The sequence below is a fragment of the Actinomadura sp. NPDC048032 genome, assembly GCF_040653175.1.
GTDB classification, from domain to species: Bacteria; Actinomycetota; Actinomycetes; order Streptosporangiales; family Streptosporangiaceae; genus Spirillospora; species Spirillospora verrucosospora.
On the sequence record NZ_JBEZJP010000276.1, the window covers coordinates 1 to 10865 of the forward strand.

Annotated in this window: 13 protein-coding genes; 6 read left to right on the forward strand and 7 right to left on the reverse strand. The window is 73.7% G+C overall.

What is annotated here, in order from left to right; translation table 11 throughout:
- The first annotated feature begins 217 nt into the window (after positions 1-217).
- A complete protein-coding gene (locus AB0C69_RS28555; RefSeq protein ID WP_360358275.1) occupies positions 218-1048 on the forward strand; it encodes a PD-(D/E)XK nuclease family protein in 831 nt (276 codons plus the stop codon).
- Here the strand turns inward: AB0C69_RS28555 and AB0C69_RS28560 are convergent.
- The 3 genes from AB0C69_RS28560 to AB0C69_RS28570 all read right to left on the reverse strand — a co-directional run bounded on the left by AB0C69_RS28560 (position 1045) and on the right by AB0C69_RS28570 (position 2568).
- Positions 1045-1953 (reverse strand): oxygenase MpaB family protein, encoded by a 909-nt coding sequence (locus tag AB0C69_RS28560; RefSeq protein ID WP_360358276.1) that lies wholly within the window; start codon positions 1951-1953, stop codon positions 1045-1047. The two genes, AB0C69_RS28555 and AB0C69_RS28560, sit on opposite strands and share 4 nt — an antisense overlap.
- 118 nt (positions 1954-2071) lie before the next feature.
- Complete coding sequence (locus tag AB0C69_RS28565) at positions 2072-2368, reverse strand: hypothetical protein (protein ID WP_345186651.1); 297 nt, start codon at positions 2366-2368, stop codon at positions 2072-2074.
- A gap of 5 nt (positions 2369-2373) precedes the next feature.
- Positions 2374-2568, reverse strand: coding sequence for a DUF1059 domain-containing protein (locus AB0C69_RS28570; protein ID WP_345186653.1), 195 nt, complete (start codon positions 2566-2568; stop codon positions 2374-2376).
- A gap of 185 nt (positions 2569-2753) precedes the next feature.
- Between AB0C69_RS28570 and AB0C69_RS28575 the strand changes: the two genes are divergently transcribed.
- Positions 2754-3248, forward strand: coding sequence for an Imm21 family immunity protein (locus AB0C69_RS28575; protein WP_360358285.1), 495 nt, complete (start codon positions 2754-2756; stop codon positions 3246-3248).
- A gap of 173 nt (positions 3249-3421) precedes the next feature.
- On the opposite strand, the gene AB0C69_RS28580 is transcribed toward AB0C69_RS28575, so the two are convergent.
- Positions 3422-4372, reverse strand: coding sequence for a YafY family protein (locus tag AB0C69_RS28580; RefSeq protein ID WP_360358277.1), 951 nt, complete (start codon positions 4370-4372; stop codon positions 3422-3424).
- 61 nt (positions 4373-4433) lie between these two features.
- Here AB0C69_RS28580 and AB0C69_RS28585 point away from each other — a divergent pair, with 61 nt between their 5' ends.
- Together AB0C69_RS28585 and AB0C69_RS28590 are read left to right on the forward strand one after the other, a co-directional pair.
- Positions 4434-5000: a DinB family protein gene (locus tag AB0C69_RS28585; protein ID WP_360358278.1), complete on the forward strand. Its 567-nt coding sequence runs from the start codon at positions 4434-4436 to the stop codon at positions 4998-5000.
- A gap of 1 nt (position 5001) precedes the next feature.
- Complete coding sequence (locus AB0C69_RS28590; RefSeq protein WP_360358279.1) at positions 5002-5439, forward strand: VOC family protein; 438 nt, start codon at positions 5002-5004, stop codon at positions 5437-5439.
- Positions 5440-5540: 101 nt separating this feature from the next.
- On the opposite strand, the gene AB0C69_RS28595 is transcribed toward AB0C69_RS28590, so the two are convergent.
- Entirely contained in the window at positions 5541-6104 is a 564-nt protein-coding gene (locus AB0C69_RS28595; RefSeq protein WP_360358280.1) for a TetR family transcriptional regulator, read from the reverse strand.
- Positions 6105-6159: 55 nt separating this feature from the next.
- Between AB0C69_RS28595 and AB0C69_RS28600 the strand changes: the two genes are divergently transcribed.
- Positions 6160-7128, forward strand: a complete 969-nt coding sequence (locus AB0C69_RS28600) for an SDR family oxidoreductase (protein WP_360358281.1) — start codon at positions 6160-6162, stop codon at positions 7126-7128.
- A 117-nt stretch (positions 7129-7245) separates the two neighbouring features.
- On the opposite strand, the gene AB0C69_RS28605 is transcribed toward AB0C69_RS28600, so the two are convergent.
- Positions 7246-8121, reverse strand: coding sequence for an alpha/beta hydrolase (locus AB0C69_RS28605; protein ID WP_360358282.1), 876 nt, complete (start codon positions 8119-8121; stop codon positions 7246-7248).
- A gap of 77 nt (positions 8122-8198) precedes the next feature.
- Between AB0C69_RS28605 and AB0C69_RS28610 the strand changes: the two genes are divergently transcribed.
- Positions 8199-8900 (forward strand): glycerophosphodiester phosphodiesterase family protein, encoded by a 702-nt coding sequence (locus AB0C69_RS28610; protein ID WP_360358283.1) that lies wholly within the window; start codon positions 8199-8201, stop codon positions 8898-8900.
- Between the two features lie 32 nt (positions 8901-8932).
- Here AB0C69_RS28610 and AB0C69_RS28615 read toward each other — a convergent pair whose 3' ends face one another.
- Entirely contained in the window at positions 8933-10387 is a 1455-nt protein-coding gene (locus tag AB0C69_RS28615) for a DEAD/DEAH box helicase (protein WP_360358284.1), read from the reverse strand.
- Positions 10388-10865: the final 478 nt, after the last annotated feature.

Consider the following 10865-nt stretch of genomic DNA (forward strand, 5'->3'; position numbering starts at 1 on the left):
ACCACGGTCGGCGAAGAGGACGCCCGCTGGGAGAGCTGGGGCTCCATGGCCCGGGAGTCTGACGACTGACCGATGCCCGGAGCGAAGCGGAGGGCAGCGGTCAGTCCCCGTTCCGGGGGGTCTGGGGGGTCGTCCCCCCAGAAAGGACAGAGCTGTGGCCGAGCAGCTGGGCTTTGAGGGGATGCCTCAGCGGCTTTACACGTGCACGCCTTCGCGGTTGAACACGTGGCTGGACTGCCCGCGCCGGTACCGGATGACGTATCTCGATCGTCCGATGCCGCCCAAGGGGCCGCCGTGGGCGCACAACAGCGTCGGTGCGAGCGTGCACAACGCGCTGGCCGGCTGGTGGCGGCTGCCCGTCCACGAGCGCAGCCCCGAGGCGGCGGGGAGGCTGCTGCTCCGCGGCTGGCTGACCGACGGGTTCCGCGACGAGGCGCAGTCCGCGCAGTGGCGCGAGCGGGCCCGGGAGATGACGGAGCGGTACGTCGCCGGGCTGGACCCGTCCGACGAGCCGCTCGGCGTCGAGCGCACCGTGGCGACCCGCACCGACCGCATCGCGGTGTCCGGGCGCATCGACCGGCTGGACGCGCGCGGCTCCGAGCTGGTCGTCGTGGACTACAAGACCGGGCGGCACGTCCTGACCGCCGACGACGCCCGCGGCTCGCTGGCGCTGGCGATCTACGCGGTGGCGGCGTCGCGCGTCCTGCGGCGCCCGTGCCGCCGGGTCGAGCTGCACCATCTGCCGTCCGGGGAGGTCGCGGTGTGGGAGCACACCGACGAGTCGCTGGCCCGGCACATCCGGCGCGCGGAGCAGATCGCCGCCGAGGCCGCGGCCGCCGACGACGCCTACCGCGCCGGCGCCGGGAAGCGCGCGGGCGTGCCGAGGCCCCGCGAGGGGGAGGTCGACCACGCCCCGCACGACGAGCTGTTCCCCCCGCGTCCCGGGAACCTGTGCTCGTGGTGCGACTTCGCCCGCCACTGCCCGGAGGGCAGGGAGGCCGCCCCGCGCAAGGAGCCCTGGGCGGCGCTTCCCGTCGACGCCGTCTAGGCCGTGGCCAGGGCCCGCTGCCCGGGCCAGCGGCGCGGGTCGCGGAGACCGTAGAGGCCCTTGCTCAGGTCGTAGCCGTCGGCGGCGAGCCGCTGTCGGGCACGTTCCAGCATGTCGCGGGTGTTCTTGGCGAACGCGTAGTCGTGCAGCCGCTCGGGAACCGTGTTCATCGCGAGGCGGAACGAGCGGAGCGCCGCCGTCACCGCGGGCTGCGGCACCTCGGGCAGCGCCCCGTACATCTGGCGGGCCCAGTCCGGCAGCGAGTAGTAGCAGAGCGCCCCGAACGGGAAGTAGCCGGGCTTCCCGGGCGCGAGGAACCTGAGGTTCTCCGGCATCGTCGGCCACATGAGGAACCGCACCGTCGCGGCGGCCTCCTCGGTGACGCGCAGCTGGGGCCGCATCTCGGCGAGGTAGGCCTCCATCTCGGCGACGCTGCCGGGGACGTCGTCGGCGTGCAGCCCGACGTAGGTCGCGGTGTGCCGCTGCTCGTCGAGGTACTTGTCCGCCATGGCGCCGGTCAGCGGCAGCCCGGCCCTCCGCGCGACCTCCAGGTAGGAGTACACCTCGGCGCAGTGCACCCACCGCAGCAGGTCGGGCTGGTCGAGCCGCTCCCGCTTCCCGGTGTCGTGGTTGAGGATGCGCAGGCTCCGGTGGATCTCCCGGACGCGGTACGCCAACGCGTCGATCTCCTCGTGCGACCCGTACGTGGCCACCCCGACGAAGTCGGCGGTGCGCTGGAGCCGCCCGAACGGGTCCTCCTGGAAGTTGGAGTTCTGCCAGACGCCCCACATCGCCATGGGGTGCAGCGCCTGGAGCATGAGGCTGCGCACCCCGCCGATCCACATCGACCGATCGATGTGGACGCGCCACGTGACGCTCTCGGGAGCCTGGACGGTCGCCGACATGTACACCTCCATGAGACAAACTGAAGTAAGTGTGTCATTACCCCAGCGTCCCCGCGCCACCGCCCCCCTTCCGGGGGCGAGGCGTCCACGGCGCCCGCGGCTCCGGTGGTCTGGTTGGTTAGAGGGGTTCGTCTCGCATGACCTCCAGGTTCAGGAAGCGGGGGCCGTCGGTGCACAGGGCCTCCATCTGGCCGGCGATGCGCCGGGTCTCGGGCAGGTCGCTGTTGCGCATGGCCTCCTCGTAGGACGGGAACTCGACGATGTCGACGTAGTGGGACGAGTCCTGGCGGTCCTTGGTGTGCAGCTCGTGGGTCGCCGTCCGCTTGCCCTGGCTGGCCTGCGCCCACTCGTCGAACAGGCCTTCCAGTTCGTCCTGGCGGTCGGTGCGGTAGTCGATGATCTGTACGAAGCCCATCCGGCTCAGCTCCCGACGGTCGCGCGCTCGTCCTTGAGGTGAGTGCGGATCTCATCGCGGAGCTCCGGGGTGTCCTCGTGCCCGTGCACCGATGCGGCGTGCTCGGCGGCGGCGCGGACGACCTCGTCCTCCTCGCCGCTGATGGCGAGCGTGCAGTTCATCTCGCTCGGCATGTCCCTGCAGTCGGCCACCTTGCGCATGTCTCCCCCTCGCCGGCCCGGCGCCCGCGCGCGAGGTGAGGTCGTGCTCGGCGGCGGCGCCCCGTCCGGCCGTTCATCCCGCCACACCGTCACAATGCACTTCAATCGTCGCATATCCCCATGTCAGGGGGAAGGTGTCCGAGGCGCGTTGTACGGTGTCGCCTCACCGAGGAGAGGGTGTGTCCATGGAGTGGGTCGAGTCCGGCGGGGGGCCGCTGCTGGCCGCGCCCGCGTCGCTGCTGGCCCGCTGGGAGGGCGCGACCGACGACGAGGGGCCCGAGGAGAACTGGGGCGACTACGGGCGCGCCTGCGCGGTCGGCGGCTACATCGGGCTGGTCGGCATCGGGGGAGGGCACGGCCTCGTCCTCGGCGACGAACCCGCCACCACCACCTACCTGCCGGACGAGCGCCTCTTCGTGCGGTGGGCGGCGGCCGACTCCGAGTCCGAACTCGTCGACGCGGCCAGGCAGGCCGTCCACGGCGTCGAGTGGCAGGAGGAGCTCGACTGGGACGTGGACGGCGCCGTCGTCCTCTTCGACTCCGCCTGGCCCGGCGCGACCCCCGAACCCGGCAACCACCTGGGCATCGACCTGGCCCCGGGCCGCTACCGCGTGCGCGCCGCCCCCATCCGGGACGACCGCAACTGGATGATCCTCGTGCAGCTCCGCCCCGTGCCCTAGCGTCTGTCTCGAAGTGGCCTCGGCCGCACGCGCGAACGCTTGACCTGGCCGGTGGAGCGAAGCCGGAGGCGAGCGGAGCCGGGCAGATCGCGGAGCGATGCCGCGTTCGCTCAGGCCCGGTCACGTAGCGAGCCGCCAGGCGAGCGAAGTGGGCCGGGACTTCGAAACACGGCCTAGCCGGCCAGTGCCGCTAGGCGGTGGGCGAGGCGGGCGGCGGCCTTTCGCAGTTCCGGAGGCTCCAGGACCTCCGTCTCGAAGTCCAGCCGGGCCACGTGCACGGCGACCGCGTCGAGGTCCGCTGCGCCGACGACGAGCACGCACCAGCCGTCGCGGTCGTCCTCGACGCGGCCCACCTGGGGCGGGACCAGTTGCCGCACCTCGTCGGCCGTGGCGTGGACGCGGATCCGCGCGCGGTGCCGGTACGGCGCCTCGGTCACGGCCCGCTGCACGTAGGCGACCGGGTCCGGATGCTCCCTCGGCCGGAACCGCCAGGTCGTCGCCGCCGCCTCGCGCATCCGGTCCAGCCGGAACGTGCGCCAGGCGTCGCGGTCGGTGTCCCACGCCATCAGGTACCAGCGGCGGCCGGTGGCGACCATCCGCACCGGCTCGACCGTGCGCTCGCGCTCGCCGTCCCGCCCGGGGTAGCGGAACCGCACCCGGACCGCGTCGCGGCAGGCCCGTGCGAGCGTCACCAGCAGCTCCGCGTCGATCTGGACGCCGGGGCCGACGAGGGTCTCGGTGGCGCCGTGCACCGCCCGCACCTCGGCGCGCAGGCGGGGCGGCATCACCTGGTCGAGCTTCGCCAGCGCCCGCAGGGCCGCCTCGCCCGCCCCGACGACCGTCCCGCCGGACGCCATCCGCAGGGACACCGCCGTCGCGATCGCCTCCTCGTCGTCGAGGAGCAGCGGTGGCAGGCGGGTGCCCGCGCCCAGCCGGTAGCCGCCGCCCACGCCCGCCGTCGCGTGCACCGGGTAGCCGAGCGCTCGCAGCCGCTCCACGTCGCGCCGCACCGAGCGGTCGGTGACGCCGAGTTCGGCGGCGAGGGCGGCGGCGGTCCAGGACGGCCGCCGCTGCAGCAGTCCCAGCAGCCGCAGCACCCGCTCGGTCGTCGCCTCGACGCTCATGTGCCCATCGTCGCACGGAACGCGGAACGATCCTGTCCGCTATCTCGGTGACAGTGGCCCCATGACCGAAACCTGGAACCCGCTGCTCCGGGACCAGATCGCCTGGCACTGGGACAACCAGCTGCGGCCTCGCATCAGCGGGCTCACGGACGACGAGTACTTCTGGGAGCCGGCGCCCGGCTGCTGGAGCGTGCGACCGCGTGTCGCCGACGCTCCGCCGGGGCAGGGCGGCTCTGCGATGACCATCGACTTCGCGATGCCTCCGCCCGACCCTGCCCCGTTCACGACGATCGCCTGGCGGCTCGCGCACGTGATCGTCGGCGTCCTGGCGGTGCGGAGCGCCGCGCACTTCGGGCGCCCGCCCACCGACTACCAGGCGTTCGGGTACGCCGCGACGGCGGACGAGGCGCTGGCCCAGCTCGACGCGGAGTACGCGACGTGGCTGGCCGGGGTCGGATCGCTCGGCGAGACGGGCCTCACCCGCCCGTGCGGGGAGGCCGAGGGGCCGTACGCCGAGCGCCCTCTGGCAGCGTTGGTCCTGCACATCAACCGGGAGCTGGTCCACCACCTGTCCGAGGTGTGCCTGCTCCGCGACCTCTACACGCACACTCACCGGGAGGCGAGCTGACATGGCCCGCGACGTCCAGATCACCTTCGACTGCGCCGACCCCGCCGCGATGGCGGCCTTCTGGGCCGAGGCCCTCGGCTACCGGCTCCAGGACCCGCCCGGAGGCTTCGCGTCATGGGACGAGGCCCTGGAGGCGATGGGGGTCCCGCCGGAGAACCGCAACGACGCATCGGCGGTGGTCGACCCCGGTGGCTCCGGACCCCGGGTGTTCTTCCAGCGCGTCCCGGAGGGCAAGCAGGTCAAGAACCGGGTGCACCTCGACGTGCGGGCCGCGCCGGGACTCGACGGCGATGAGCGGATGGCGGCCCTGGAGGCCGAGGCCGACCGCCTCATCTCCCACGGCGCCGCCCGCCTCCAGCGCCACGACCCGAAGCCCCCGCTCGACGCGGGCCACATCGTGATGGCCGACCCCGAGGGCAACGAGTTCTGCCTCGACTGAGAGATCGGGCGGGGCCGCGCCGCGCCCGCCGGACCGCAGCTCGGCGAAGCAGCGGGTGCCCTCCTGGCGCGTCCGCGTGGCCCGGCGTCGCGCGGCGCCGGTCACCTGCCGGTGGCCACGGACTTCAGCGCGTCCAGGGACTCGTGGATGTGGTGGGGGAGGTCGTGGTGGTCGTCGGCGAGCCAGCGTTCGAAGGCGACCTTGAAGACGGCGATGCCGGCCTCGGCGGAGAGGGCCGCGGCCGGGTCCGGGACGCCGCGGCGGCGCAGGGACCCGGCGAGCGTGCCCGCCAGGGCGGCGAGCTTGATCAGCTCGCGTTCGCGCAGTTCGGCGTTCGCGTCGATGACGGCCTGGCGGCGGCGGGCGTGGTCGTGGCGCCCCTCGAAGACGGCGGCGACGGCCTCCAGCGCCTCGGCCGTCGCGGCGAGCGGCGCCGCCTCCGCGGGCGCCTCGGCGACGGCGCTCGCCAGCATGTCCTCGAGCAGTGCCGAGCCCGCGAACAGGACCTCGCGCTTGTCGGCGAAGTGGCGGAAGAACGTGCGCTCGGTGAGGCCGGCCCGGCGGGCGATCTCCGCGACGGTGGTCCGGTCGAAGCCGTGCTCGCCGTAGAGGTCCAGTGCCGCCTGTTCGAGCCGGCCGCGCGCGTTCGGCTCCCATCGCCCCATGGCCGGAATCCTAGTCGATGACAGTCACTGACATCGTGGGGGTATGCTGACGACAGTGACTGACATCAGCCGGGCGCGACCGTGCCCGGCGGCTCATCGGGAGGTCTCCATGCACGTCTTCGTCACCGGGGCGTCCGGCTGGATCGGCTCGGCGCTCGTTCCCGAACTCCTCGCGGCGGGGCACCGCGTCACCGGGCTCGCCCGCTCCGACGCCTCGGCCGCCGCCCTCACCGCGGCCGGCGCCGGGGTGCGCCGCGGCACCCTGGACGACCTCGACGTCCTCGCCGGCGCCGCGGCGGCCTCCGACGGCGTCGTCCATCTGGCGTTCAAGCACGACATCGCGTTCTCGGGCGGGTTCCAGGACGCCACCGACGCGGACCGGCGCGCCGTCGAGGCGTTCGGCGACGCGCTCGCGGGCTCCGACCGGCCCTTCGTGCTCGCGTCCGGCCTGCTCGGCCTCGCGCCGGGGCGGGTGGCGACCGAGCGGGACGGGCGCGAGCCTGCCGAAGGGGAGGAAGTGCAGGCTCGGCAGGCCACCGCACAGCTCGCGCTCTCCTTCGCGTCCCGTGGTGTCCGCTCGTCGGTCGTCCGGCTCCCGCCGACCGTGCACGGCGAAGGCGACAAGGGCTTCGTGGCCGGCCTGGTCGGCATCGCGCGTGACAAGGGCGTCGCCGGATACATCGGTGACGGGGCCAACCGCTGGCCCGCGGGCCACGTGTCGGATGCCGCGCGGCTGTTCCGGCTGGCGCTGGAGAAGGCCCCGGCGGGGTCGGCGCTGCACGCGAACGCCGATGAGGGCGTGCCGTTCCGGGCCATCGCCGAGGCGATCGGACGCCGGCTCGACCTGCCGGTGGCGTCCATCGCTCCCGGGGACGCGGCCGGCCACTTCGGCTGGCTCGCCGGAGTCGTGGGCCTGGACGCGCCGGCGTCGAGCGCGCTGACCCGCGAGCTGCTGGGATGGCGCCCGACCGGCCCGAACCTTGTCGAGGACCTGGAGAAGGGGCACTACTTCCAGGGTCCGTGAACGGCGGACACGGCCCGCCGGGCGCCAAGGCGGGCTGAGGACGCTGCGGTGACCCACCGTCGGTCTCGGGACCGGCGGGCACCCGGAGAGGGCGTGAACCGGTCGTGCGACCGGTACCTACTTGAGGGTGCGTTCGCTGTCGGACCAGAGGGCGAGGAGGGCGGCGGCCGTGGTCTCGGGGGCGTCCCACGCGGGGGAGTGGGCGGCGCCCGGGATGACGACCTTGGGCGCGTTGAGGCGTTCGGCCATGGCGGCCTGGGCGCGCGGGTCCCAGGCGTCGTCGTCCTCGCCGTAGATGACGAGGACGCGCAGGCCCGTGTCGGCGCAGTGCTTGGCCAGCTCGTCGACGCGGTCGGGGGCGGTGAGGATCTCGTCCGCCATGCGCGCGAGCCCCTTCTCGGAGTTGCCGAGCGTGCGGGCCTTGAGGAAGGCGACGATCTCGCGCTGGACGCCCCGTCCCAGGTAGTCGGGTTCGAGGCCGAGCTCCCAGATCTGCGCCATGCCGAGTTCGGGGATGGCGTCGCGCAGGGCGCGGGCCCTGGCGGCGGCCGGGCCGCCGACGGCGCCCGGCCCCGAGCTCATCACCGTGAAGGACGCGGGCCGGGCCCCGGCGAGGACGGCCTCGCGGCACACCAGGCCGCCGAACGAGTGGCCGACCAGGTGGACGGGGCCGGGGCCCAGCGCCGACAGGAGGGCCGCGATGTCGGCGCCGAGGGCCGCGCGGGTGTAGGCGCTCTCGTCGTCCGGTCCGAGGGTCTCGTACTGGCCGCGCATGTCGATCGCGACGACGCGGCGGCCCGACGCGGCCAGGGTCTCCAGGACGGCGAGGAAGTCCTCCTTGCTGCCGGTGAGGCCGGGGACGAGGAGGGCGGGGCAGCGGTCGGGCACGCCCGATCCCGGAAGGGCCTCCAGCGCGGCGAACGGGCCGCGGGAGGTCTCGACGGTCGTCCGGCGAACACCGGGGGGCAGACTCACGAACCGGGGCGTACTCACGGTGGAAACCTTAGTCAATGGGGGCCTGCGGGCATCGGTAAGAAATCTTCGGTGGTAGCGTCGCCAGCGTGGTCGCCATGCCTGCCATCTCCGCCCACCGCCGCGACGAGGCGGGCCTCACGGGCCTCGGCGACGCGGTCGCGTCGGGCGCCGAGTACGTGGAGATCGACATCAGGCGGACGGGGGACGGGCGGCTCGTCGTCCACCACGATCCCGAGATCGCGGGGCTCCGGCTGAACCGGCTCCCCTACGAGCGGATCCAGGAGCTCGCGGTGCGGCCGGTGCCGCTGGCCGGCGACGCGATGAAGGTCATCGCGGGCCGGGCGCAGGGACATCTGGACCTCAAGGAGCGCGGCTGCGAGCACGAGAGCGTCGCGCTGGCGGTGGAGGCGTTCGGCGCCGGGAACTTCGTGGTGACCACGCGCGAGATCACGTCCCTCGTGGAGATCAAGAAGAGCTTTCCCGGGGTGCGGACGGCCCTGTCGGTCGGCCGCAACCTGTGGGAGCGGGGCGCCGCGCACGACTTCGCGCCGCTGCGGCTGATCCGGCGGGCGGGCGCCGACATGGTCGCCCTCAACCACCGGCTCGCCCGCGTCGGCGTGCTGCGCCAGTGCGGGCGCGCCGGGATACCGGCCATGATCTGGACGGTCAACGCCGAGCCCGTGATGCACCGCTTCCTGCGCGACCCGCGCGTCGCCGTCCTCGTCACCGACCATCCGGGCCTCGCCCTCCGACTGCGCGAGGGAAGAGGCCCGGACGGAACGCGACCGCGGGACTGAGACGTCTCGCGGTCGGGCGCTCCGCCGCCCGGTCAGGCGGTCTGCGAGGCCTCGGCGGTACCGCCCGAGGTGGCGGCCGGCTTGCCGGCGCGGGTGCGGCGGCGGGGCCGGCTGCGCTTGCGCTCCGTGGCGACCGCGTCGACGACGTTGTCGTCCGCGGCGGTCTCGACCGCCGCGTCCGCCGCGGCGCCCTCGACCGGCCGGCCCGCCCGCGTGCGGGTGCGGTCGCGCTTGCGGCGGCGCGGCCGCGGACGCTCCTGCTCCCGCTCTCGGTCATGGCCGCGGCCGCGGTCGTGGCTGCGGACCTTGCCCGTCTCGCCGATGTCCTCCAGCTTCTCGGCGTCGAGCCCGGCGCGGCCGTTCCGCTTGTCGGCGGGCAGCGTCCCCTTCGTGCCGGCGGGGATGCCGAGCGTCTCGAAGAAGTGCGGGGACGTCGAGTAGGTCTCCTCCGGGGAGGCGAACGGCAGGTCGAGCGTGCCGTTGATCAGCTTCCACCGGGTGAGGTCGGACCAGTCGACGAGCGTGACGGCGACGCCCTCCTTGCCCGCGCGGCCGGTCCGGCCGATGCGGTGCACGTAGGTGTCGGCGCTGTCGGGGCACTCGTAGTTCACGACGTGGGTGACGTCGTCGACGTCGAGCCCGCGGGCCGCCACGTCGGTGGCCACCAGCACGCCGATCTTGCCGTTGCGGAACGCGCGCAGGGCCCGCTCGCGCTGGCTCTGCCCGAGGTCGCCGTGCACGGCGGCGGCGTCGAAGCCCCGCTGCGCGAGGTCGGCGGCCACCCGGTCGCACGCACGCTTCGTCTGGCAGAAGACCATGGTCAGACCACGGCCCTCCGCCTGGAGCAGGCGGGCGAGCATCTCCGGCTTGTCCATCTGGTGGGCCTGGAAGACGTGCTGGACGACCTGCGGCGTCGCGTCCGACTCGGTGTGCGACTCGGCCCGGACGTTGGTCGGGCGGGTCAGGTACCGGCGCGACAGCGCGGCGATCTCGCCCGGCATCGTCGCCGAGAACAGCATGGTCTGGCGCTGCGCCGGGATCCGGTCGATGATCCGCTCGATGTCCGGCAGGAAGCCGAGGTCGAGCATCCGGTCCGCCTCGTCCAGCACCAGCACGCCGATCTTGGACAGGTCGAGGTACTTCTGCTTGACGAGGTCGAGGAGCCGCCCCGGGGTGCCGACGACGACGTCGACGCCCTCGCGCAGCGCCTCGATCTGCGGCTCGTAGGCGCGGCCGCCGTACACCGACAGCACCCGGCTGCCGAGCTTGCCGCCGGCGACGAGCAGGTCGTCGGTGACCTGGAGGGCCAGCTCGCGGGTCGGCGCGACGACGAGCGCGCGCGGCTCGCGGCCGCCGTGCTCGATGCGCTGGAGCAGCGCGGCGCCGAAGGCGAGGGTCTTGCCGGTGCCCGTGCGGGCCTGGCCGATGATGTCGTGCCCGCCGAGCGCGATCGGCAGGGCGAGCTCCTGGATGGGGAACGCCTCCACGATGCCTTCGGCTTCGAGGGCGTCTGCTATCTCGGGGACGACCCCGAGTTCACGAAAGGTAGTCAGGGCTTTCAGCCTCCAATATGCGGGGTCTCCGCTCCCGGGTGCGGCGCGGCCTGGTGGCGTGACGCCGCCGAACCGGCGTGTCCGCCGTTCCTGTGGCCACGCGCTCGCGCGGGAGGGACCAGCCGTTGCTCAAATCTTCCGGCGACCGCAGTCAGGGGTTGAAAGCAGTCACTCACTGTGGCTGCGTGCGGTCACACTCCGCGACGCAGTGTACCGACCGTTGATTGCCTACACCAATAGCCGGTCACTCGACCCAACGTTTCCATGGTTTCATCTATTCCGTCCCCAGCCCGCCAGGCCTTACGCACTCGGCGAGGCGGGGCCTCCGGACCGGTCCAAGGCGGGACGAGGACGGCCACATCCGGACACATCGCGACGACGCGGGGCCCCCCCCCGGGGGGGGGGGGGCCCC